This is a genomic window from Paraburkholderia graminis C4D1M (assembly GCF_000172415.1).
Taxonomy (GTDB): domain Bacteria; phylum Pseudomonadota; class Gammaproteobacteria; order Burkholderiales; family Burkholderiaceae; genus Paraburkholderia; species Paraburkholderia graminis.
On the sequence record NZ_ABLD01000004.1, the window covers coordinates 271743 to 295717 of the forward strand.

General features: G+C 62.1%; 20 protein-coding genes. 11 read left to right on the plus strand and 9 right to left on the minus strand.

The features are described 5' to 3' along the window. Positions 1 to 17 precede the first annotated feature (17 nt). Entirely contained in the window at positions 18 to 1220 is a 1203-nt protein-coding gene (locus BGRAMDRAFT_RS09305) for an efflux RND transporter periplasmic adaptor subunit (protein ID WP_044020679.1), read from the minus strand. A gap of 344 nt (positions 1221 to 1564) precedes the next feature. On the opposite strand from BGRAMDRAFT_RS09305, the gene BGRAMDRAFT_RS09310 reads away from it, so the two are divergent. The 7 genes from BGRAMDRAFT_RS09310 (at position 1565) to BGRAMDRAFT_RS09340 (ending at position 8255) form a co-directional block, all read left to right on the plus strand. Continuing rightward, positions 1565 to 1849, plus strand: coding sequence for a DUF3303 domain-containing protein (locus BGRAMDRAFT_RS09310; protein ID WP_006048460.1), 285 nt, complete (start codon positions 1565 to 1567; stop codon positions 1847 to 1849). A 414-nt stretch (positions 1850 to 2263) separates the two neighbouring features. Further along, complete coding sequence (locus BGRAMDRAFT_RS09315; RefSeq protein ID WP_006048461.1) at positions 2264 to 3664, plus strand: tetratricopeptide repeat protein; 1401 nt, start codon at positions 2264 to 2266, stop codon at positions 3662 to 3664. 51 nt (positions 3665 to 3715) lie between these two features. After that, positions 3716 to 4198 carry a glycoside hydrolase family 108 protein gene (locus BGRAMDRAFT_RS09320; RefSeq protein ID WP_006048462.1) on the plus strand — a complete coding sequence of 161 codons (483 nt, stop codon included), beginning with the start codon at positions 3716 to 3718 and terminating at the stop codon, positions 4196 to 4198. Then, positions 4198 to 4887, plus strand: coding sequence for a hypothetical protein (locus BGRAMDRAFT_RS09325; RefSeq protein ID WP_006048463.1), 690 nt, complete (start codon positions 4198 to 4200; stop codon positions 4885 to 4887). The genes BGRAMDRAFT_RS09320 and BGRAMDRAFT_RS09325 overlap by 1 nt, the downstream gene beginning before the upstream one ends. Before the next feature lie 451 nt (positions 4888 to 5338). After that, a complete protein-coding gene (locus BGRAMDRAFT_RS09330; protein ID WP_232292240.1) occupies positions 5339 to 6028 on the plus strand; it encodes a hypothetical protein in 690 nt (229 codons plus the stop codon). Between the two features lie 125 nt (positions 6029 to 6153). Beyond that, positions 6154 to 6963 (plus strand): restriction endonuclease, encoded by an 810-nt coding sequence (locus BGRAMDRAFT_RS33585; RefSeq protein WP_006048465.1) that lies wholly within the window; start codon positions 6154 to 6156, stop codon positions 6961 to 6963. A gap of 257 nt (positions 6964 to 7220) precedes the next feature. Continuing rightward, positions 7221 to 8255, plus strand: coding sequence for a hypothetical protein (locus BGRAMDRAFT_RS09340; RefSeq protein WP_006048466.1), 1035 nt, complete (start codon positions 7221 to 7223; stop codon positions 8253 to 8255). Positions 8256 to 8386: 131 nt separating this feature from the next. Here BGRAMDRAFT_RS09340 and BGRAMDRAFT_RS09345 read toward each other — a convergent pair whose 3' ends face one another. The 4 genes from BGRAMDRAFT_RS09345 to BGRAMDRAFT_RS09360 all read right to left on the minus strand — a co-directional run bounded on the left by BGRAMDRAFT_RS09345 (position 8387) and on the right by BGRAMDRAFT_RS09360 (position 11200). Beyond that, positions 8387 to 8986 (minus strand): hypothetical protein, encoded by a 600-nt coding sequence (locus BGRAMDRAFT_RS09345; RefSeq protein WP_006048467.1) that lies wholly within the window; start codon positions 8984 to 8986, stop codon positions 8387 to 8389. A 319-nt stretch (positions 8987 to 9305) separates the two neighbouring features. After that, positions 9306 to 9845 carry a hypothetical protein gene (locus BGRAMDRAFT_RS09350; protein WP_006048468.1) on the minus strand — a complete coding sequence of 180 codons (540 nt, stop codon included), beginning with the start codon at positions 9843 to 9845 and terminating at the stop codon, positions 9306 to 9308. 4 nt (positions 9846 to 9849) lie between these two features. Then, positions 9850 to 10248, minus strand: coding sequence for a hypothetical protein (locus BGRAMDRAFT_RS09355; RefSeq protein WP_232292241.1), 399 nt, complete (start codon positions 10246 to 10248; stop codon positions 9850 to 9852). Between the two features lie 139 nt (positions 10249 to 10387). Beyond that, positions 10388 to 11200 (minus strand): hypothetical protein, encoded by an 813-nt coding sequence (locus BGRAMDRAFT_RS09360; RefSeq protein WP_006048470.1) that lies wholly within the window; start codon positions 11198 to 11200, stop codon positions 10388 to 10390. Between the two features lie 533 nt (positions 11201 to 11733). Here BGRAMDRAFT_RS09360 and BGRAMDRAFT_RS09365 point away from each other — a divergent pair. Next, positions 11734 to 12204: a hypothetical protein gene (locus BGRAMDRAFT_RS09365; RefSeq protein WP_006048471.1), complete on the plus strand. Its 471-nt coding sequence runs from the start codon at positions 11734 to 11736 to the stop codon at positions 12202 to 12204. 117 nt (positions 12205 to 12321) lie between these two features. Here the strand turns inward: BGRAMDRAFT_RS09365 and BGRAMDRAFT_RS09370 are convergent, their stop codons facing one another. From BGRAMDRAFT_RS09370 to hemC, 3 genes are read right to left on the minus strand one after another with little or no spacing between them, the layout of a single operon-like run. Beyond that, positions 12322 to 13512: a heme biosynthesis protein HemY gene (locus BGRAMDRAFT_RS09370; protein ID WP_006048472.1), complete on the minus strand. Its 1191-nt coding sequence runs from the start codon at positions 13510 to 13512 to the stop codon at positions 12322 to 12324. A 2-nt stretch (positions 13513 to 13514) separates the two neighbouring features. After that, the gene (gene hemDX, locus BGRAMDRAFT_RS09375; protein WP_006048473.1) at positions 13515 to 15548 is read right to left on the minus strand and encodes a fused uroporphyrinogen-III synthase HemD/membrane protein HemX; all 2034 of its coding nucleotides are present in this window, start codon (positions 15546 to 15548) and stop codon (positions 13515 to 13517) included. Continuing rightward, complete coding sequence (gene hemC, locus BGRAMDRAFT_RS09380) at positions 15548 to 16573, minus strand: hydroxymethylbilane synthase (protein WP_044020682.1); 1026 nt, start codon at positions 16571 to 16573, stop codon at positions 15548 to 15550. The genes hemDX and hemC overlap by 1 nt, the downstream gene beginning before the upstream one ends. Positions 16574 to 17044: 471 nt before the next feature. Here hemC and ppc point away from each other — a divergent pair, with 471 nt between their 5' ends. Then, a complete protein-coding gene (ppc, locus tag BGRAMDRAFT_RS09385; protein ID WP_006048475.1) occupies positions 17045 to 20290 on the plus strand; it encodes a phosphoenolpyruvate carboxylase in 3246 nt (1081 codons plus the stop codon). Between the two features lie 121 nt (positions 20291 to 20411). Here ppc and BGRAMDRAFT_RS09390 read toward each other — a convergent pair whose 3' ends face one another. Then, positions 20412 to 21164 carry a class I SAM-dependent methyltransferase gene (locus BGRAMDRAFT_RS09390; RefSeq protein ID WP_006048476.1) on the minus strand — a complete coding sequence of 251 codons (753 nt, stop codon included), beginning with the start codon at positions 21162 to 21164 and terminating at the stop codon, positions 20412 to 20414. Between the two features lie 190 nt (positions 21165 to 21354). Here BGRAMDRAFT_RS09390 and BGRAMDRAFT_RS09395 point away from each other — a divergent pair, with 190 nt between their 5' ends. Next, the gene (locus BGRAMDRAFT_RS09395) at positions 21355 to 22167 is read left to right on the plus strand and encodes a helix-turn-helix transcriptional regulator (RefSeq protein WP_006048477.1); all 813 of its coding nucleotides are present in this window, start codon (positions 21355 to 21357) and stop codon (positions 22165 to 22167) included. 255 nt (positions 22168 to 22422) lie between these two features. Next, positions 22423 to 23829 carry an argininosuccinate lyase gene (gene argH / locus BGRAMDRAFT_RS09400; protein ID WP_006048478.1) on the plus strand — a complete coding sequence of 469 codons (1407 nt, stop codon included), beginning with the start codon at positions 22423 to 22425 and terminating at the stop codon, positions 23827 to 23829. Positions 23830 to 23975 lie beyond the last annotated feature (146 nt).

Below are 23975 nucleotides of genomic sequence, written 5' to 3' on the forward strand. Positions count from 1 at the left end.
CTTGCTGCCCGCTCATGTTATGGCTTCGCCACGTTGACTTTCGCGCCGTCCGTCAACTGCGCGTCGGGCGCACGCACCAGCACGTCGCCAGCGCGCACGCCGTCGAGTGCGATCAGGTCGCCGAGTTTCGCGCCCGTCGTGACCGGCACCTGATGCACGGTCTCGTCCTTGACGACGAAGACGACGCTGCGTCCGTCGCGCTGAACGACGGCAGCCGGCTGCGCCGCGACGACGGGCCGCCGGTCCTGCGGCGGCACCGGTTTGGACAGGAAAGCGATCTTTGCGCTCATGTCCGGCAGCACGCGTGGGTCGCGATCGACGAAGCGCACCTTGACGAGCACCGTCGCCTTCGAGCGGTCGACGGTCGGCACGATACGCGATACGCGGCCCGCGAGACGCAGTTCGGGGAGCGCGTCGAGCTGGATCTCGCAAGGCGCGTCGACGGCGATCTTCGCGATGTTCGACTCCGCGACATCCGCCTCGACTTCGAGCGTGTCCATGTCGGCGATGGTGACGACGGCCCCTTTGCTGTCGGACGCCTGAGAAAACGGCGTGATGTTGTCGCCGACGTTCGCATGCTTCTCGATCACCACGCCGTTGAACGGCGCGCGAATCACCGTCTGATCGACAGCGACCTGTGCGGCCTGCGCGTTCGCCTGCGCCGACACGATGGCCGCGCGGCTGTTGTCGATCGACGCCTGCGCCTTGTCGTAGCGCGCGAGATCGGCGTCGTACTGCGTCGCGGGCATCGCGCCGCTCGGCACCAGAATCTTAGAGCGGCGCAGGTTGAGTTCAGCGTTTTTCAGTTCGGCGACCTGCAGCGCGAGGTTCGCTTGTGCGACCTTCACCTGCGCCCTCGCCTGCGCCAGCGACGCCTCGACGTCCGCACTTTCCAGCCTGGCGATGACTTCATCCTTTTTCACATGCGTGCCTTCGAGCACCCCGAGCCATTCGAGCCGCCCTTGTGCCTTCGACGCCAGGGCCGCCTTGCGTTGCGGCACGACGTAGCCCGTCGCGTTCAGCAAGGTGTAGCTCTGCGACGGATAAGCGGAGACGACGGACGTGGTTTGCACGGTGCGCGGGCTGGCGAAGCGCAAGCCGGCCACGAGCGCGCCCACGACGATCAGCGCGGCCACCCCGTAGCCGGTCCAGTTGCGCCGACGGCGTGCGGTCACCGGCGCGCGGTCGATTTTGAGTCGTTTGAGATCGTGTTCAGCCAATTTTTTTATCGGTTCGCCGGGCAGCGCTCCTGCTGCCCCGGCTACTCGCGCTATGGACGGGGAGTCAGTATAGCGCTGCGTCTGGTGTGGCAGCCTGCGGGTGGGGGACGGCGGCTCAAAACGACGATGCGCTGCGCGGCGGAGAAAGACTACGCGCCGCATTTCCCCTTCGGATGGCCGCTGCCTATCATTCTTTAGAAGGCCGAAGTGGCGGCATTGACTCGCGGATAACGTAGGAAGAATCTGCGCCCGATGCAGGCTCTCACGCGCCGCATCCTGCGGCGCCTGCTGCGATGACGGCTTGCCACTGGCCGGCATCGTCGCGAGTCAAGTGGAGGTCCGCAATGAAATTCATTGTGCAGTGGAAGGGGCTACCGACGGCACAGCAATCGGCGATCGAACGTTTCATGAAGACGGGAGGCGCGCTGCCGCCCGATGGGATCACGATGCTCGGCCGTTGGCACGCAATCGGCGAGTTGAGCGGGTGCGCGATCGTCGAGGCCGACAGCACGGCCCCCCTGGCGGCGTGGGTGCTGCAGTTTGGCGATATCTTTACGTTCACCATTTCGCCCGCTGTCACCGACGACGAACTCGGGAAGGCGTTGGCGGCGTTTCAGGCGGGGAGGTAAGGCTGGCGGAACAGGGGCGTTAATCAGAATACCGATGCGCTTCTGTTTTTGTGTTCCAGGCTAGGGTCGGGCGCTGCCGATCGTCGTGCCCTCCACTCCACTCGGCCGTAGAATTGCTTAGCCCCTGCAACGAGGGGTGCAAGGCGCTGATTTGGGTCGAGCTTGACGCAGTCACGCAAAGCCGCTGCTATCCAGCACGCATCGACAGTGACCAGTCACCCTGTGCAATGTCTCCCCCAACCAAACTTCCATCGCTAACCGTCGGCTACGGAACGACACTTCCCCGCTCTCCGCACTGGCATACAACCCCACCCAGCCGCCAGTAAAGGCACACCGTTCCATGGCACGGTCGATGCATAAACGACGCCGTCAAGAGTCGTCTATTGACCAACATCGGGCCGTACGAGGTGCGTCATGTCCAGTGCTCAGCAACAAGCCAGTCGCGGAACCCACCACGGCTTGCACGTCTTCTCCTGGCTGCGCGCCTTAAGGCTGATTTTCGGCGCGCCCAAAGCGTATTTGCCTTACGTGCTTCCGTGGCTGCTGGGAAGTCTCACTGTCGCGTTCTGCTATCTCGTCGTGCAAGGCGTGCTCAGGCAACAACTGCTGGTGCCGCCCGTGGCCACGCCGCCGTCTCTCGCCGAACGCGGCTACACATCCAGTTTCCTCGCCGAAAAGATCATGTCCGAGATGCGGGTGATCGGGCGCGATGCCGGTTCCATTCCCCACGACGCGCTGACCGCGAGCGAAGCGCAGCCCGACATCCAGATTCCCGGACAGGACCTGTCCTATGCGACGACCGTGCGCTTTCTAAAAGAGGTCGTCGACCGGAAGGATGTGGTCGTTCATATCGGCATCACAAAGCTCGGCGATGCCGCGGATTCCTACATGGCTCACGTGCAGATCGAAGGCGGCGTGTTTCAGTCGCGCCAGGCCGAGGTGCCGTTCGCGGGACGCGACATCGACAGATTCGTGCGCGACATTGCCTCGCAGGCGATGCGGCTTGCCGAGCCGAACATACTGGCCAGCCATCTGTTCACCGAAGTGCAGAAAACGAAATGCTCGCTTGCGCAATGCAATTACAGCGAGATCGTCGGCATCTACGATGAAGTGCTTGCGCTGCCCGCTTCGAAGCAGAGCGAATGGGCCGAGGCAGGCAAGGCGTGGCTGCTCGTGAGCCAGGGCCTCGCGAAAGACGCCGAAGCGCAGAGCCGCGAGGCGCTGCGCCGCTATGAGGGCTCGGCGATTCTGCGGGCCAGTCTTGGGATTGCGCTCGAGCAGCAGCACCGAATCGACGACGCGCTGGAACAACTCCAGGCCGGCGCAAAAAAATCATCGCGCACCGCCGAGAACCTGCGTCTCTTGGGCGACGTCATGTTGCACGCGCATCGTTATCCGGAAGCACTGAAGGCTTTCAGGGAAGCCGATCGTATGCAGCCGGACTCGGTCAACACGTTGCACGACTGGGGTGAGGCGCTTATCGCGGTCGGGCGTCACAACGATGCGATTGCGAAGTTCTCTCAGGCCGTATCGCTTCGGCCGGATCTCGCGCCGTCGTATGCGGGATGGGGCCGTGCGCTCGAGCTAAGTGGCGAGATGAGCGAAGCGGCGCGCCGGTATGCGCAGGCATCGAAACTCGACAAGGATGTGCTCTCGCCGCACGAAGACCGTATCGCGCGGCTTAGCAAGGAGTATCAGGCGGTCACGCGTTCCGACAAGCCGGCTTCGGATGCGACGAGCCGCCCACGTTTAAATCAGCCCGCAAGACGTCAGCTTGAGGCAACACAAAACCCGATCGCGATGCTGACGGCTTAGTGCAAAGGCATCCTCTTCAGCAGTATCACGTAGCAGGCACGGAGACAGTAGATGAACAGCTTCGACGATGCGTTCAGGGCTCTGATCGGAAGCGAAGGAGGATATTCCTTCCATCCCGCGGACCCGGGCGGCGAAACGATGTGGGGCGTGACGGCACGCGTGGCGCGTAGCTCCGGTTATGCCGGCGCGATGAAGGACCTGCCGCTTGAAACCGCCAGGCAGATCGCCAAGGAAAAATACTGGGACCCGCTGCATCTGGATGAACTCGATCCGCGGGTCGCCTTCCAGATATTCGATGCGAACTATAACGGCGGTCTCGTCGTGTTGTGGATGCAGAAGGCGTCCGGCGCTCAGGAAGACGGCAAGTTCGGCCCGGACACGCTGGACGCCGTCAAGAGCGCGGACCCGATGAGGTTTGTCCTGCGATTCGTGGCGTATCGGCTGCGGTATCTGCGAAACCTGCATACGTGGCCCACTTTCAGCCGCGGATGGACGGACCGTCTGGCAACCAACCTTCTCCTTGGAGCGGCATGATGGACTGGTCAAAAGTAGCGTCGAGCATCGGCAGCACGGCCCCTTTGCTTGCGGGCCTGATAGGCGGCCCGAGAGGGTTGGGCGTGACGGCCGCCGCCGCCATCATCTCGCATACGCTTGGCATACCCAACGATCCGCACGCGATCGAAACCGCGCTAAACGACCCGACGGCACTCGACAAGCTCAGGCAGGCCGAGCGCGCCAACGCGGTGCAGTTGCAGCAGTTGATGGTGACTGCGGCGCAGGCTCATCTTGCGCATGAGACCGACATGGCACGCATCCAGGCCGGTGATCGGGCCGACGCGCGCGCGATGGGGATTGCCAACAAGGATTGGGTGCCCAAGGCGCTCGCGATGGTGGTGACCGGCGGCTTCTTCGGCATCCTGCTGCTGATGGCCCTGAAGGAATTGCCTCACGAGAACCGCGATCTGGTGAACGTGGTGATCGGCGCGCTCGGCACGGCGTGGATCAGCATCATCGGCTATTACTTCGGTACGTCGGCGGGTTCGATGAGAAAGACCGAACTGCTAGCGAAGCCGAGTGTGCCGATCACCGCGGATAGTGCTGTTATGTCGAGGGAACCGGCGGCGGCGCCTCATCCGCATGCTGGGGGGAGTGCGCCGCATGGCGAGATGTTTCCGGCGTTTGCGCCGGGGGGACAGGGGCCGGTTTTTACTGGTGGAGCGTGAGGCGAAGGTGCGATGGTTGGTGTGTGCGGTTAGGAGTTGCGCTGGCGCGTGCGGTGAGAGGAAACGTGATACGCGGTTATCGATGTGGGAATGGCGGGAAGTGGGTAGGCGGCTGGCCAACGACAATGCCGAATGTTGGCAAAGGCAAAGAGGGCCGGCCGCCGTGGGTCACGGATGGATGGCAGTTGAAGTTTGGAAGCCGCCGTTGATGTGGTGCGGGGTCGAACGGACGTTGAGGGGCGCATCGAGCAGAGCGCGTTGGACGCAGGTCGCCGCCAGGAACGGTCATTCGACTTCGAGGAGAGGATCACTGACAATTGTCTCGTCTCGATCGGATACTATGATCGGGGACGCCATCCATTTGATCGTCGCACACAGTCGATCAAGCCAAGTTATCAGTCAAGAATCGGAGAGACCCTGCAAAATTGGCGTCCACTTTACGTTAGATTCCATGGAGTCCCTGATCGTGCAACACGAACAGTCCTTTGCCGACATGTTTAATGCCTTTATGCGGTATAGGGCGCTGGAGTACGGATGCCGATTTCACTCATTTTCGCTTGACGGGCAAGATCGTGATATGGGAGCCGACTATGTGCTCACTGACTCAGATCGCTTCGCGATGGTCGAGTTTAAGTACTCACAAGGCGACTTGGTAAGTGAGAAATGCAAGCCCCGGCGCCTAACCCTCTGCCAACAGCTATTGCATCGCGACGACATGCGCGCCCTGCACGATAGATGTCACTTTATTTCTTGGACGGAGGGCGATTCGCGAGCAGTTAAGACCAATATCTATCGAAATGAAATCTGTACACAGGCGGTTTTTGGTAGCGCTTGTGGCTTGCCTGCGCTGAATCCAACTTCAGCAACGCGCGCTCCAGCCAGTGGGTTCGCAAAAGACTTCTTTGGAAAAAATGGTGGGAAATCTCTTTCACTCGCCGAGTTCGAGTCTTATGTCGCGTGGGTTCTGACAAAAACAAGCGCCGCCACGAGTTCAACTATAGAGTTGGTCGCGCATAACCCGACATCCAGTGATCTGGCGCTCATACGACTTAACTCCATCGCAGAGGCACAGCAATGGGTGCAAGCCCACGTTAAACTCCCTCCGCCTAGAAACAGCTACGGTAATGGATATGAAATCTAACCCTGCACTCGACCGGACAGCCCGACAGCGGCCTTCCTCCGCCGTTGGACGCCCTCCGTGTCTTCCGCACTCCGCCTGCCGCTTAGTTGCACGTTCGGCATCTCTTAAGCACCGTAGCCGTCCCTATGAATTCAAAAGAATCCGTACCCGATACTCAACACAAGAACCCGGACAATGACCCAAGAGGGCCATATGTACTTTCAGATGTCACGTCGTCATTTGATCGGCCAACATTGCAATACGAATGGCATGGTCACTTGCCCCCACAAGGTCGATCTTGGCGCTTCACAAGAGAGCGTGCAGTCGCTTTAGAGGCCGATGGGCGAATCGCATTCTCGGGAGGTGGCCTGCCTCGACTCAAGCGTTACTTGAGCGAGGCGGCATCGAAGAAAAGCCAAGAACCTGAACTAAAGGCTTCATTTCGGCTTGAAATAATCGTTCGAACGGCAATGAAGGCAATTGCGTCAGAGATCGCCGAGAACCCCAAGTGCCTGCGTGACGTTGAGTGGAGAGACTTAGAGCGAGTCATGCGGGAGGTTTTCGAGCGGCTTGGATTCCGAACTGAATTAACTCGACCGGGGAAAGATGGCGGTTTTGATCTTCGACTTGAAAGCGATGAGTGCGGCAAAATCAAGGTCTTCTTGGTTGAGGTGAAGCACTGGCTCGCGAGCGGGAAGAAACCAGGAAGCAAAGTGCTATCGTCCATGGTCGATGTGGTAGCCAAAGCAGGGGACAACACCAAGGGACTGCTTGTCTCTTCTTCGGGGTTCACTGGGGACGTCCTGAGTGGACGAACCGAAATAGAGCAGCACACCGTCAAGATTGCTGGTCAGAACAAAATTGTCTCTTTGTGTCAGAACTATATTGAAAGCGTCGAAGGAATCTGGCTCCCGACCACAGAGCTATCGGAAATGCTTCTCGAAGGTTCGAGCTAGCCATGTCTTGCTGCATGCGATAACGGACCTACGCAAAAAGCCGCGCAGGCCTGTGAATTTAAACGTCCAACGTCCGCTTCCCCAAACAGCCAATGCCCGCTTTGGGGTCGGTTGCCGCCGATCGCGTCGGGCGGTAACCGGCCGGGAAGGGACGCTTGCTCGACGGAGCTATATGGCTGAAACTCATCGCGTTTCGGTCACATCTCGCCATGTTACGATCCGCAGCAATTCAAACGAGCGTACGAGGGCGGGCGGCCGTGGCTGAGAAGAAAACGGATGAAAAAAATTTTAAGGAAAAGAAAGGTTGGAAGGACAACCTATTGTCCTCCAGCGTGCCGATGGAATTTGAAGTATCCAAACTGTTAGCGAAGCATGGCTTTTCCACCAGTGCCGATTATTCCTATACCCGGCACGGCGCGCAGGGAAGAGATGACTTCTCGGTTGACCTTCACGCGTCAATCTACCTGCCGTATCGCAGGCCGAACGAGATCACAACAGAATTCCAGCTGTTGATAGAGTGCAAGCATCGGCATCGCAACAACAAATGGTTGTTTTTTCCGGACCCAAACCTCGGCGACTTCTCATCGTTTACCTTGGGCCATACGCTACGGGTTGTAGACGATTTCGCGCCCGTGATGCTGCATACCCAGCCCTCTACCGCTTTCGACAACAAGGAAGAGCTCTGTATCAAGGGTGTCGAGATCGATCTGAGCAACGGAACAGTGCATGACGCAGAAATAAGAAGAGGCCTAGCCCAACTGCAATACGCTCTGCCGCGCCTAGTAACAGAAGCAATCGAGTGGAATTTGGGCATGCACCCGGAAGAGTGTTACCCCTTCCTCTACTGCCCGATCTTGCTGACGACATCGGAAATACTGGTCGCAAAACCAGACACGACAATCGCAAGTGTGGAGAATGCAAACACGCTAACGGACCTTGCAACTCCTGCCCCTTGGGTGGTGGTCTATTGCGAGCAGACGCAGGACTTCCAGCGGCATCGGCAGGTCGCCTGCGAGCCACTGTCCGGACTGGTCGAGTCAGGTGCCACTGACTGGATAGACGCGGTGCGGAAGAGCGCAGGAGTTCACGATTACGGTCTTCCGTCTGCGGCATGTGAGGAACTGACCGACGGATACTCACGCGGAAGACTCAGCAAATACTTTGGGCAGTTCATCGTCTGCTCATTGCCACACTTCGAGTCACTGCTAGGCAAGCTGAAGACGGTCGCCAGCAAGACGGACAAGACGCGAAAGGAATTGTGGGTCAAATCGCCAGCAGAACGATCGGTATGATGAGGTCGGCCGCCTTAAGACAGGCGGAGCAAAGGGTGGACAGGTGTTTGGGCTCGCCCCCTCCGCCATTTTCTCGCAGAAATGCGACTTTACGCGTCTAGTACGCCTGCTACGAAAGGGTAGACGAGCGGTTACTTTGAAGAGGCTTCTCCATGCCTCTCATGCCATTCGCCGATAGCTTGTCGAAACGCTTCGCCGTGAGAAGTAGAGCCGTTATGAAGCATCGCGCTTGCAAATTTGGCAAACCCTTCGAGCACATCGAGTGGATCGGCGCTCGGCTCTCGGTCAGTGCCTTTTGCACCTTCCTCACGCATCGCCCGAAAGATTCCTTGGGACAGGAAGACGTTAGCATCCTCTTCCGTCACTGCCGCTCGCAGGTTGTGCGCTAGGCGATTGCGGATCTTGTTCAAGTGCCGGATGCCGCCAGTAATCATGTCAATCACTGGGGCATCCGACTTTAGCAAGTTCGCCTTTTGTGCAAAGGTTAAGCGGGCTTCATCGAGATCGCCGAGAGCAGGATTTGCGTGTTGAAGGTACTCCGTGAGGTAGTGCTCGAGATATAGATGCGCGCGAAGAATGCGTCCAATACTGTCAGTGTCTTGATTCCAGCGTTCCTTCATCGCGTCGTAATCCGCTTCCATTGCAGCGAACGCTTTCTCACGACCGCCCATAAGTTCAAGGGCGCGCGTGGCAATGAACTCGATCTCGTTTGGGGGACTCGTTTCAGTCATGACCGTCTCCTTGTATCTGTTTTGCTGTGCGATATGCACTAGTGGATGCGCTGACGGAGTTCGACTCACGCGGGCTATTCGCATCGACAGTGCTGAAATTCACGCCAAATGTCTGCGGTGAGCGCGGCGAACCACCATGCGGCGTCATTGCGCTGCGAGAGGCGTTCTGATGCTAGCGACAGCAGCGCCGCGTGACAATGTCTCATATCGGGGAGACTTCGGATCTGCGTCGATGTTGCCTGAGTGACTGAAATGGGTCGACACGGGAAATTTGCGGCGAGGCCGAACTGGTGATGCTTGACACCTAGCGGTCCCCACGTCATTTCGAGGGATACGGAATGTCGAGCGCCTGAGCGATCAGGTCGAAACCCTTGTTGCCCTTGTACGCCTCGATGTCGAGGCCGCGCAGCATGACCTTCTCCCATCCGCCGCTCGTGCGATGGTGCGCGCGGATGAACTCTGGGGTCAGCACGTAGAACTCCGGTTCCGCCGCGCCCTTGATCGCCGCGTGCTTCTTCGCCTTCGAGAGGTAATAGCCCACGTTCAGGAAGGCCACCACGAGGAAGTCGAACGCGTCGATCGACCGCCCCTTGACAGGAAACCCGCGATCGCAATCGGTCGCGTAGCGGCTCTTCACCTGCACGCGCAACTGCCGGGGTGCCTTGCGCGGGTCCGGGTGGATGCAGATCAGGTCGTAGCCCTCGTTCATCGGCGGGGCCTTGTACGTGAGAACGTTCCTGCGCAGCAAGTGGCCCATCACGAGGTACTCGGCGCTCAACGAGATGGCCGGGAAGCGGGCGGCGGCGCGCCGTCCTTCCTCGCCTTCTGGCATTTCATCTGCGATATTCGCTTCGCTCACCGCGCTACTCCTGCACGTGCAGCTTGTGGAATAGCTCGGCCATCGCTTGCCGGTACGCCTCGATGTCTTTCTCCGCGGCGTCAGGATGGGCGTGCTGCACCATGTAACCGGCCATCATGCGCGTGATCATGTTCGCCTCGGTCCTGACCCACTCTGCGAGTTCGACGACGGGCGCATAGTCGGCGGCGCTGTTCGTATCAGGCGACGGCCAGCCGTGGTGCATGAACCAGCGGTGCATGAGTTCGTTGCGCCGCTCGATGAGGGTGTTGAACCGGTCCTCGAGATCGGCGGCGATTTGTCCCCGACCGGAGAGCGCTTTAACCACATTCGCGGTCGCGGTCCAATATTTTTGCTCGTCGATCATGCCGCCCGTCGCCTCGCGATAGGCTTCGTCGGTGGTCATCCTGAAACCCTCGTGAATCGACACGAAGGCCGCCTCGAACATCTGCATTGCGATTACCGCGCGTCCGATCGCCGCGTAAGCCTGCTCCATGAGATCCTAACTCTGTACCTGAAAGTAAAGGTAGCCTGCGCATCGCAAATCAGTGTCCATATTCCTTAGCAAGCCAAGCTGGGAGATTGTCAATCCGTTTGTGTTTTGCGTAAAACTGATACTCGTGGAGCAACTGCTTTATTGATGCGAGGAACGCTCTCCGATCATGTTCCATCCATGCGGGTGCGTCTGCGACCGATTCTTCTAGCAAGGCGTCGAGCGTGTAAGGATCGCCTTCCTCAAAACGACGCCTCGTCTCCGCAGCATGCGTTTGCACAATCTGAAGCTGCTCGTTCAGTTTCAAGAATTCCGGATCGGACGGGTTGATTGGCGTATGCGCTTTTGTCCACTGCCCCATTGCGTCATTCACGGCGTGAACGCGCTTCTGCAGTTCGTCGAAAAGACGATTGAAGCACGGCATAGACAGATCTCGGAGCGTGATGCGGTGGAACGGGTCAAGACTATTGTCGATATCCGCCTGCTTGACGCCGAGTGATTGGAGCAGACTCCGCAGCCGTTGAAGAAGCTCCTGCGTGTCCCCTTTCGGGATAGGACCGGCCCAGCGTCCAGCACGAGACATCAACTGCACCGATATGTCAGCGAATAGCTGGCTTGCCAGCTTTAGCTGATCGAGCAGCCGATCAGCCTCTTCGATCTTTTCATCGAGTTTTTTGGTACGTGCCTCAAATCCGAAACCTTTGATGAACTCAAAGTGGTTGATGTTCGCGATCAGCAAAATCAGGATGCCGGTGGAGAGACAAGCTATTGCCGCGGACACCTTGTCCTGTGCGGCGATCCAAAGGCCAACAGCGATCGAGACTGCACCGAATAGGTTGCCGATAACGGTTCTGAGTTTTTCCATGCTTGTCGTTGGTCGGTGAATAGGTCGGCGCGCCGTTTTTCAACGTGAGCCGCGCCTATTATCACCGAAAGACAGGCTTAGCCGATTAAGCGAAGTGCCGACGACTCGTCGTACCGGGCGCCTAGCCGAACGGCCGTTGCGTCCCAGAAGCTGCCGTCGACTTACTTCATGCTTGAAGCGCGGTTCAGGGTCGATCTCGCCCCCTCCCCACCCCCCATTTAACATTCCGAAGCATTCCCCCAACTCCCCCAAATTCAAGACAGTCCCACTCCCCTATAATCACCAAGTCGCCGGAAAACACCCGGCGACCAGGTTTGACAGCCTGAACGTTGAAACCCGCACGCCTGCCCAGGCAGGCCGTGCGTCTACTGCTGCACGTCTATAATTCAATGGGCGGGCCGTGGTGGGGGAGCCGCAAGGCTCGCCGGTTATGGTTTCAACGCCGGTCTGTCAACCCTACTTCGTGCCCGCTCACCCTTCCTCAAAAAAGCGCGTGTCCGGGCGATCCAAAGCAGCACCAGGGAGATCGCACCATGACCAAGCCCATCAAGAACCACACACCTTCGCGCCCACCCGTCGACGCACTCCAGTACGAAAAACTCGCCCTATCCGCGTTCGATCTCTGCGACCGGCAGGTAGCTCAACTGGACACCTTGATCACACTTGCGTCGTCGATAGTTAGAAATCCTGCCGTTTCGCGCGACGAAAGACAGCGCCGTCAAAAGCTCATCGAACTGTTGCTCGACACAGCAGAGCAGTATCAGCAGGAACTCGAATGCGACCGCGAGTTGTTCCAGGTGATCGCACTCGATGCGAAGGGCGTCCCGCGCAGCCGCATCACCGCGCAGCATGCGACGAAGCTGCTCGCCGAAGCATCGCAGAGAGCAAAAGCCTCTTCGACCGCCGCCGACGGAAGCGCATCGCGCGGCAAAAACGCGTCCACGAAACGCGCCGCCTCCGTGACCGCAAACATCACGCAACCACCCGCAGCCGCACCACACTAAGTAACGGCCGCAACCCGCGCAAACCACAAACCAACCGCACAAGCAACAAAAAGCAAAATGCCAAAAAAATGGCCGCAGCAGCCGCTGCGGCCATCACCCTAAAACGCAAAACCCAACTCAAACAATATTCATAGCCAACGCACTTTCCCGATAATGCAGGCTCGCCTTTTCCGCATCGCCAAGCTGCTCATGCAGACGAGCCAACGCGCGATGCGACCGGATCTTCAGCGTCTCGTTATCGGCCAGCTTCAGCGCGCGCTCCAGGAACGACTGCGCCTTGCCCCACAACTGCTGATGCAGACACAGTCGCCCCAACGCGAACAACAAGTCGGCATCGTCCGGACGATCCTTCTGCCAGCCCTCGGCCTTCTGAATCAGCGGCAACGCGTCGCCACCCGCCGTATCCGGATAACGACGCAACAAGCGCGCGTCCCAATTCTGCGCGAGCGCTTCCTCGACAATCTTGCGCGCTTCCTGCGGACGATTCAGCGCAACCAGCAATTCGGCGGCGAGATCGGCGAGACGCGGCGAATGGCGCTCGGTCGGCGTCAGCGAATTCCATAGTTCGAGCAGCGCATCGGCGTTATGCCGACGATCGCGCAGCAGATTCTCCGCCGCGAGTTGCCGCAAACGGACGGCCACCGCCGGATGAATCGCCTCGCGCTTTTCCAGCGTCTTGACGAGCTTGAGCACTTCGCCCCAGTTCTTCAATTGCTGTTGCGCGCGCAACATGATCTGCTGCGCGTGAATGCGCCGCCCGCCCTGCGATTGCATTTCCTTGAGCGCGGCCAACGCGCCGTCGGCGTCGCGGCCGTCGGCGCGCATGTCGGCGGTGGCCATCAGACGCGCGTCCTGCCAGTCGGCCTCGTCGATCTGCGCGAGCCATTCGTCGCGCCGCGCATATTCATGCATGCGATGCGCCGCCGCCGCCGCGATCAGGCCGGCCGCGCCCTTGTTGTCGCCATTCGCGAGCGCGTCTTTCGCGGCCTTTTCCGCGCGCGAAAAACGCCCCGCATACAGATTGCCGATCGCGTCACGCAGCGCGGCGTGCGCCTTCGCGACACGCGAGCGCGCGCGATACGCGGCCACGCGCTGCGGCATGCGCCAGATATTGCGCACGATGCGCAACAACGCGTACAGCAGAATGAACAGCACCACGAGCCCGACCACGAACAGATTCAGCGACATGTCGATGCGGTACGGCGGATACACCAGCAGCACCTGTCCCATGTCGAAGCGCCCGACCACCGCCAGCACGACCGCGATGGTGAACAGCAACGCGAGCCATAGAAGTCCCCGGATCGCCATGATTAACCTCGGCTCCGGTATTGATTGACCGCCTGCAGACTCGTGTTCAGATTCGGCAATTCGACGGCGGCCGAACCGGCTTCCACCTGCTTGACGAGATCGGCCACGTTTTGCGTTTTCTTCGACGACGCATCGAAGTAGCGCGTCAGCGCCGTTTGCGCCGCCTGCAGGTCGGACTTGAGCGTGGTCTGGTTGCGCGACAACAGCGCGAGCCGCGCGGACAACAGACGCAGCTTCACGTTCTCACGCACGAAGTAGCCCTGATCGGGCGCGACCATCATCGCGTCCGCGTTGTCGATGCGGCGCACCTGCACGAGACTCGTCAACTGCTGGCCGATGCCGGTCGTCACCTCGCGCCACCACACTTTCCAGCGCGGCTCGCCAGTGGCCGCCGCGACCTTTGCCGTGTCGGCCCACGTCGCCGCTTGCGGCGTCGCATGCGCGATCGGCGCCTCGCCGGAAAGCGGCAGACTGTCGATCTGATCGACCGCGTTGTCGAGCTTGATCGCGAGACCGGTGAGGTCGGTGGAAGGCGCGGCCTTCAGCTTGTCGATGTCCTGCGCAATCGCCTTGCGCACCGCAACCGCCTGCGTGCTGTCCGACGCGGCGAGCCGCGTGTCGGCGCTTTGCAGCGCGAAGAGCGCAAGCTGCGTGTTGCCGGTCAACTGCAACTGCTGGCTCGCGGCCGACAGCATCTGACCCACTTCGGCGAGCGTCCAGTCGTCGCGATTGCGCGCGAGATCCGCGTATTGCTGTTGCAGCGCCTGCTGCCCGGCCTGCGCGTCGGCGAGCTTGCCTTCCAGTTGCGCGACCTGCGAGTCCGACTGACGCACCGTCGCGAGCGCCTGCTCGGTCTTGATGCGCAATTCGTTGGCTTGCGTGTCGTTCGCCTGCTGACGTTGCGTAAGCTGCTGCTCGGTGCGCTCCAGCTTGCGGTTGAGCGCATAGCCGCCCACGCCCGCGGCGCAAGCCAGAACCACGACGACAAACCACAACAGCGGTCCGCTCGCGCTGCGGCGCTTTTGCGCTTCGTAGGGCGTGAAGGGTTGGTTCGGCGGCAAGCTTGCGGTCGCGGCCGGCTGGGGTGAAGCGTTCGTGGATGCGTTCGTTTCAGTCATGCGTGATTGAGCCGGTGAATGAGCCGGATTGGACGATACCGGTTGAACTACGGTCGGCAGGGCGGCGAGCAAGGCTTGGGCGATGCGCTCGTCGCCCGCGCCGGACACCGTAATCCTATCAAAACCCAATGCCCGCGCGGTCTGCGCGATACGGGGATGCGGCGCGACGATCGGCGCGCGCTTGAGCTGCGCGATTTCGTCGGCGGTGAGATGTTCTTGCGCGAGTTCGTGCAAGTTGCGCACGCCTTCGGAACTCGTCAGAAGCCATGCGTGCGGTTCGCCCGCCAGCAGTCGATGCACGCGCGCCCACGCCGCGATAGACGGCTCGGGCACGAGGCGCCGATACGCGGCGACCGTTTCGACTTCGGCGCCGGCTTCGCGCAGGCGGTCGGCGAGCCACTCGCGGCCGCCGTCGCCGCGCACGATCAGCACGCGCTTGCCTTCGAGATTCGCCTCGCCGAGCGCCGCGTCGATCGCGGCGAAGAGGCCTTCGGAATCAAAGCGGCCGTTGTCTTCGTCGGCGTCCGACGCCGGGCTGATGACCTGGTGCGCCGGCGCATTCACGCCGTGACGCGCGAGCGCGCGCACACTGCCCGGCCCGACCACGCCGACCGGCAATGCATGCGGCCAGATCGCGCCGCTTCGGGCGAACGCGTGATCGATTGCGTTCGGCGACACGAATACGACGAGCGCATAACGTTCGAGCGAGCCGAGCGCGGCGCGCAACGGCGCGTCGTCTTCGACGGGGGCGATGTCGATCAGCGGAAAGTCGAGCGTGACGGCACCGGCCGCGGCAAGCCGCTCAATCAGTTCGTTCGACTGACCGGCCGGTCGCGTAATGACGACCGTGAACGCCGCCTTGCCGGCAGCCGGCGATGACGCCGACGCGTTGCCCGATGTGTCGGTATGGGCGGCCATCAGTCGCCGGATACCGCGCTGTTCGCCGCGCCGTTGCCGGACGATGCCGCGGCGCCATCCACGGCGCTCGCCGTGCTCAACGCACGGACGATGTCCATCGCGCCTTGCTGTTCGAGCGCGTTCGCCACTTCGCGGCCCAATGCGATGGCGCGCTCGGTGGTCGGCGCGGGGGCCGACGCCTGCGCGCTCAGCACGCGTTGACCGTCGGGCGTGGCGACGATGCCGCGCAGATGCAGCGCGCCGTCATGCCATGTCGCGTACGCGGCGAGCGGCACTTCGCAACTGCCGCCGAGCACGCGCGACACCATGCGTTCCGCCTCGACGGCCGCAGCCGTGTGTTCGTGATGCAGCGGCGCGAGCCACGCCGCGAGTTCCGCGCGGTCGGAGCGAATCTCGATGCCGAGTGCGCCCTGCCCGGCGGCGGGCAAGCTGTCTTCCGGATCGAGCAGCGCGCGGATGCGGCCTTCGAGACCGAGGCGCTTCAACCCCGCCGCCGCGAGAATGATCGCCGCGTAATCGCCGCGGTCGAGCTTGGCGAGACGCGTGTCCAGATTGCCGCGCAGCGGCCGCACTTCGAGATGCGGATAGCGCATGCGCAGCATCGCTTCGCGGCGCAGGCTCGAGGTGCCGACCACGGCGCCGGCCGGCAGCGCGGCGAGCGAGTCGTAATCGTTCGAGACGAGCGCGTCGCGCGGGTCTTCACGCTCCATGATCGTGGATAGTGCAAAGCCCGCGGGCAATTCCATCGGCACGTCTTTCAGCGAATGCACGGCGAGGTCGGCGCGGCCATCGGCGAGCGCGGCTTCCAGTTCCTTGACGAAGAGGCCCTTACCACCCACCTTCGACAGCGTACGATCGAGAATCTGATCGCCCCGTGTCGTCATTCCGAGGATTTTTACGTCGCAAGATGGATATAATTTGTGCAGCGCACATCGCACATGCTCCGCCTGCCACATCGCAAGGCGGCTCTCTCGCGAAGCAATCACAAGCGTGTGGGGTGGCGCGGCAAACGTCTCGGTGTTCATTAGCTTGTCGATTGAATGACGGGATGGAATAACAAGGAATGTTAGCACGCGCTCCTGCGTTCTCCCCCTCGGTTCGCCCGCCTGCCGCCCTTACGGATCAAGGCTCGAGTAGAGGTCGAAGGGGCGCCGTGCCGACGCGGTATCGATGGAGGAGACGGGCGTCGCGCCATGCGCGGCTGTCCAGCGCGTTGTGCGTGCGAAATGCGTGCGACTTGCGGCTGTGGCGCGTTTGACTTCGCAGCAAGCTCTTCACGCACGGTCGTTCGCGCATCGCGGCGCCGCATGCGCGATGATTCAATGCGGCGCAACATGCGCCGTATGCGGACCTCGCCGCGCGCGGCCATCCTCTCCGGCGTATCGCCATCGGTGCATACCGCTTCATGCAGTTCACGTTGCCGTTTCAGTGCAGTTCGAGTTCCGCAGTAGCAGTTCATCACTTAATAGACCCTGGCTTCCCTGAGGAAACCCATCGTGACGTCTTCCGGATCGGCGCGCTCCGCCCGCCGCAACACTGCATCGCCCAACGCTTCCACTGCCGACGTCGACGCGTCGACGGCTTCCGCCTCGTCCGCCGCGGACGCACACGCCACGCAACCGGCCAAAGCCAAAGGCGCGACGACTGGCGCTAAGCCTGCGAAAGCCGCGAAGGCCGCCACCGCCGCGAACGCCGCCAAAGCCATCAAGGCCGAGAAAACCTCCGTGCCCGTCAAAGCGGAAAAGACCGTGAAGACATCGAAGGCTGGCAAAGCGAACGAGGCCGCCTCCGCGATGAAGAACGGCAAAGCGAACGCGAAGGCGAAGAACAAAGCCGACGCCAACGACAAAGACAAAGACAAAGACAACGCGGCGAACCTGCAAGCCGTGTCCTCGGAAAGCATCGTCATCGCCGCGCCGAAAACCAACGGCCGCACGCGCGACGACAAGGATCATCCGCTCTTCCAGGACATCCGCTATCTCGGCCGCCTGCTCGGCGACGTGCTGCGCGAACAGGAAGGCGACGCGGTGTTCGACGTCGTCGAAACGATCCGGCAGACGGCCGTGCGTTTTCGTCGCGAGGACGATAACGCCGCCGCGCAAACGCTCGACAAGAAACTGCGCTCGCTGAGCCCTGAGCAAACGGTCAGCGTGGTGCGCGCGTTCAGCTACTTCTCGCACCTCGCGAATATCGCCGAGGACCGTCACCGCAACCGCCGCCATCGTATTCACGCGCTGGCGGGCTCGGCTCCGCAGCCGGGCAGCATCGCCTATGCGCTGGAGCGGCTCGTCGAAGCGGGCGCCGCAGCAACGCCGGTGTTGCAGCAGTTTTTCAACAACGCGCTGATCGTGCCCGTCCTCACCGCGCACCCGACTGAAGTGCAGCGCAAGAGCATTCTCGATGCGGAGCACGACGTCGCGCGCCTGCTCGCCGAACGCGACCAGCAGTTGACCGACCGCGAACGCGCGCACAACGAAACGATGCTGCGCGCACGCGTCACGTCGCTATGGCAAACGCGCATGCTGCGCGACTCGCGGCTGACCGTCGCGGACGAAATCGAGAACGCGCTGTCGTACTACCGCGCGACCTTCCTTGAGGAAATTCCCGCGCTCTACGCCGATGTCGAAGAAGCGCTGAAGGAGCACGGTCTCGAAGCGCGCCTGCCGCCGTTCTTCCAGATGGGTAGCTGGATCGGCGGCGATCGCGACGGCAATCCGAACGTCACGGCCGAAACGCTCGAGCACGCGATCTCGCGCCAGGCCGAGGTCATCTTCGAACACTATCTGGAGCAGGTGCACAAGCTCGGCGCGGAACTGTCGGTGTCGAATCTGCTCGCCGGCGCGAGCGACGAACTCAAAGCGCTTGCGGAAAGCTCGCCGGACCGTTCGCCGCATCGCACGGACGAGCCGTACCGGCGCGCGCTGATCGGCATGTACACGCGACTCGCGGCAAGCGCGCGCGTGCGTCTCGGCGAAGGCAGCGTGCCGCTGCGCAGCGCGGGACGCGGCGCGGCGCCGATTCGCGCCACGCCTTATGACGACGCCGCCGAATTCGCGCGCGACCTGCATGTGCTGATCGATTCGCTCGCCGAACATCACGGTGCGCCGCTCGCCGCGCCGCGTCTCGCGCCGCTGGCGCGCGCGGCCGAAGTGTTCGGCTTCCACCTTGCAAGCATCGACTTGCGTCAGAGCTCGGACATCCACGAAGCAGTGATCGCGGAGCTGTTCAAGCGCGCGGGCGTCCACGACGACTACGCGGCGCTCGAAGAAAGCGAGAAGCTCGACGTGCTGCTCACGGAACTCGCGCAGCCGCGTCCGTTGCGCCTGCCGTATGCCGACTACTCGGACCTCGTGAAAAGCGAACTCGGCGTGCTGGAGCAAGCCCGCGTCACGCGCGAGAAATTCGGTGCGCGCGCGGTGCGCAACTACATCATTTCGCACACGGAGACGGTCAGCGATCTCGTCGAAGTGATGCTGCTGCAAAAAGAAACCGGCCTGCTGCAAGGGCGGCTCGGTGACGCGAACGATCCGGCCAAAGCGGCGCTGATGGTGATTCCGCTCTTCGAGACGATTCCCGACTTGCGCAACGCGCCGCACATCATGCGCGATCTGCTTGCGCTGCCGGGCGTCGATTCGATCATCGAACATCAGGGCAACGAGCAGGAAGTGATGCTCGGCTATTCGGACAGCAACAAGGACGGCGGCTTCCTCACGTCGAACTGGGAGTTGTACCGCGCCGAACTCGCGCTCGTGTCGCTCTTTAACGAACGCGCCATCACGCTGCGCCTTTTCCACGGACGCGGCGGCACCGTCGGCCGTGGCGGCGGCCCGACCTATCAGGCGATTCTGTCGCAGCCGCCTGGCACCGTCGACGGCCAGATCCGTTTGACCGAGCAAGGCGAAGTGATCGCGAGCAAGTTCGGCAACCCGGACATCGGCCGGCGCAATCTGGAAACGGTGGTGGCGGCGACGCTCGAAGCGTCGCTGCTGCCGCACGGCAATGCGCCCGCCGAACTGCCTGCATTCGAGCAAACGATGCAGCAATTGTCCGACGCGGCGATGGCGTCGTATCGCGCGCTCGTGTACGAAACGCCCGGCTTCAAGGAGTATTTCTTCGAGTCGACGCCGATCTCGGAGATCGCGGAGCTGAACATCGGCAGCCGTCCGGCGTCGCGCAAATTGCAAGACCCGAAGCAACGCAAGATCGAAGATTTGCGCGCGATTCCGTGGGGCTTTTCGTGGGGCCAATGCCGGCTGCTGCTGACGGGCTGGTACGGCTTCGGCAGCGCGGTCGCCGCGTTTCTCGACGGCGCGCCGAGCGACGCCGAACGTGGGCGCCGTCTTGCGCTGCTCAAGAAGATGCACAAGAGCTGGCCGTTCTTCTCGACGCTGCTGTCGAACATGGACATGGTGCTCGCCAAGACCGACCTCGCGGTGGCCTCGCGCTACGCGGCGCTGGTGTCCGACAAGAAGCTGCGCAAGCATGTGTTCGAGCGGATCGTCGCGGAATGGGAGCGCACCTCGAAGGTGTTGTCGGAGATCACCGGCAAGAGCGAGCGGCTCGCGGAAAATCCGCTGCTCGCGCGCTCGATCAAGAACCGTTTTCCGTATCTCGATCCGCTCAATCACTTGCAGGTGGAATTGCTCAAACGCCATCGCTCGGGCGATACCAACGCGCGCGTGCGGCGCGGGATTCATTTGACGATCAACGGGATTGCGGCGGGCCTGCGGAATACGGGCTGAAGGTGCGCGGCGACGTTTGAGAATTGAGAACGTTGCTGCCGTGCGGTTGAAATAAAGCCGGGCGTCGATCGATTGTGGTCGCGTCCGGCTTTAGTTTTTTCTGCAAGCGATCGTGCCGCGCTTAACTCGCGTCGATCATCAACGCATCGAGCTTGAACGAGCCATCTTCCTTTACGTCGAAGTACTGCCGCACCTCATCCGGCGAACCGCGCCACAGCGACTGAATCGCCACGACACGCGGCTCCGGCGTGCGCATGCGCGCGATCCACGAACTGAATTCGAGGTCGATACGCCAGCGCTCGCGAATCGACGCCTTGAAGCCCGCGGCTTCGAACATCGCGATCCATTCGTCGGCGCGGTAATCGCGAATGTGCGAACCGTCGCGCAACAGTTCGATTGCCTGAATGTGCGTATCGAGCAGCGGATGATCGATGCCCGCAATGTCGATGAACAGCACCCTGCCGCCCGGCTTCAGCACGCGCCGCACTTCGGCAAGCGCGGGCGCCACGTCGTGCCAGTGATGCGCGCTCATGCGGCTCACGACCCAGTCGAAGGTGTGATCGCCGAACGGCAGTTTTTCGGCGGCGCCTTGCTGCGTGCGGATATTCGCGAGACCGCGCTCCTTCGCCGCGCTTTCGACGATCGCGAGCATCGGCGCGGCGATGTCGTAGGCGACCACCTCTTGCGCATGCGGCGCGACGGCGAAGCTCGCGTGGCCCGCGCCGCAACCCATGTCCAGCACCGTCGCGCCCGGCGTCGCGGCGACCGCTTCGGCCAGCGTGCGCAGATCGGCGCCGGTGGCATGCGTCGGACTCGTCAAATAAGCGGCGGCGGTCGAGCCAAAGGCGTCGGCGACCTGATCGTGATGCTTCATGGATAGCTCCGGTTGTCAGCGTGGGATGTCGTGTCGTGTGAATCCGCGTGTAGCGCGCGGGCAGCGCGGCCTGCCGTTCGAGTCGCTACGCCGCTACAATAGAGCCCGCCGTGTACCGGTACAAGTTAAGCAATTATTCTGGTATCTATAACACCACCCCGCCACCCTCCTCACGCTCAGCAAGAACCGAATGACCCCGCCCTCTTCCGCCGACCAGCCGCCGCCGCTCGACGCCACGCCCGCCCGCGCGCTCGGCGACTTTATCCGCGCGCATCGCGAACGGCTGTCGCCGCAAGCGGTCGGCCTGCCGCCCGGCCCGCGCCGCCGCACGCCGGGCTTGCGCCGCGAGGAAGTCGCGCAACTGTGCGGCGTGAGTCCGACCTGGTACACGTGGATCGAGCAAGGCCGTCCGGTTTCCGCTTCCGCCGATGCGCTCGCGCGCATTGCCGTCGCGTTGCAACTGTCGCGCGCCGAGCGCGCGTATCTGTTCGAACTGGCGGCGCAGCGCGATCCGGCCGAACCCGATCCGGCCGCCGCCGACGCGCCCGCCACGCTGCTCGAAACCGTGCAACTGGTGAACGCGCCGGCCTACGTGCTGGACCGTCAATGGAATGCGCTGGCGTGGAACGAGCGCGCGGCGGAGCTTTTCGTCGGCTGGCTCGACGGCGCGCACGACCGCAATCTGCTGCGCTATACGTTCACGGAAGCGGCGGCGCGCGAACTGATCGTCGATTGGGAAACGCGCGCGCGGCGGCTTGCGGCTGAGTTTCGCGCGGATTCGATCCGTCATCTGAACGATGCGCCCACGCGCGCGCTGATCGATTCGCTGACCGCCGCAAGCGACGCGTTCGCGCGCTTCTGGGCGTCGCAGGACGTCGGCGGCCGCGAAGGTGGACGGCGCGAATTCAACCATCCGCGCGACGGGCGGCTCGTCTACGATCAGATCACGTTCAAGCCTGCGCATCGCGAGGATTTGAAGCTGGTGGTGCTGGTGCGGGAGTGAGCGGTTGTGGTTGCAGCGCGTTGCATGACGTTGCGTCGCCCGGCGGCTTCAGCTCCTATGAATGGCGAGCATCAGGCCGTTCAATCGTCGGCCAGGCCTCGCGCCAGTGTTAAAATCGCTGTCTTTCTTCGCTTCGGCGACGCTGCGCGCGGTCATGCCGCGTGCACTGCGCCGTCAGCCTTATCGCCGCTCGCTCAACCGCCAGGTAAGCACCGACTAAGCGCCACTTTAACCGCCGCATAACTGCCCAACACCATGACGTCCCAACTGCACAAAAAAGGCGAAGCCTGGTCGGCTCGCTTCTCGGAGCCGATGTCGGAGCTCGTCAAACGCTACACGTCGTCGGTTTTCTTCGACAAGCGTCTGGCGCTCGTCGACATCGAAGGGTCGCTTGCGCACGCCTCGATGCTGGCCGCGCAAAAGATCATCGCCGCCGACGACCTCGCCGCGATCCAACGCGGCATGGCGCAGATCAAGGGCGAAATCGAGCGCGGCGAGTTCGAGTGGCAACTCGACCTGGAAGACGTGCACCTGAACATCGAGGCGCGTCTGACCGCGCTGATCGGCGACGCCGGCAAGCGCCTGCACACGGGCCGCTCGCGTAACGACCAGGTCGCGACCGACATCCGCTTGTGGCTGCGCGGCGAGATCGACCGCATCGGCGGATTGCTGACGGAACTGCGCACCGCGCTGCTCGACATGGCGGAGAAAAACGCGTCGACCATCATGCCCGGCTTCACGCACTTGCAGGTCGCGCAGCCGGTCACGTTCGGCCATCATCTGCTCGCCTACGTCGAAATGTTTTCGCGCGACGCCGAGCGCATGCTCGACTGCCGCAAGCGCGTGAACCGCCTGCCGCTCGGCGCGGCGGCGCTCGCGGGCACGAGCTATCCGATCGACCGTCACGCGGTCGCGAAAACGCTCGGCTTCGACGGCATCTGCGCGAACTCGCTGGATGCCGTCTCCGACCGCGACTTCGCGATCGAATTCACGGCGGCGTCGGCGCTCGTGATGACGCACATCTCGCGCTTCTCAGAAGAACTCGTGCTGTGGATGAGCCCGCGCGTCGGCTTCATCGATCTGGCCGACCGCTTCTGCACCGGTTCGTCGATCATGCCGCAGAAGAAGAACCCGGACGTGCCCGAACTCGCGCGCGGCAAGACCGGCCGCGTGAACGGCCATCTGATGGCGCTGCTCACGCTGATGAAAGGCCAGCCGCTCGCTTACAACAAGGACAATCAGGAAGACAAGGAACCGCTGTTCGATACCGTCGATACGGTGGCCGACACGCTGCGCATCTTCGCTGAAATGGTCGCGGGCATTTCGGTGAAGCCGCAAGCGATGCGCGACGCCGCGTTGCAAGGCTTCTCGACGGCAACCGATCTCGCCGACTATCTGGTCAAGCGCGGCCTGGCGTTTCGCGACGCGCACGAAGCCGTTGCGCTCGCCGTGCGGATCTGCGCGGATCGCGGCATCGACCTCGCGGATCTCACGCTCGAGGAAATGCGCGCCGAGTTGCCGAACGTCGCGCATCTGATCGGCGACGACGTGTTCTCGTATCTCACGCTCGAAGGCTCGGTCGCGAGCCGCAATCATCCGGGCGGCACGGCGCCGGAGCAGGTGCTGGCGGCGGTTCAGGCGGCACGGCAAGCGTTGAAGTAAAACGCGGAGCGCGCCGTTCTGCGGCGCGCAAATGCATGGCAGATTGCGAAGGCGAACTCGTTAGCGAGTTCGCCTTTTTTATGCGCGCGTGCGTGCTCAGCAAGGGCGAACGCGGATTGAAACCGCGCGGTTTTTGACTACCATCG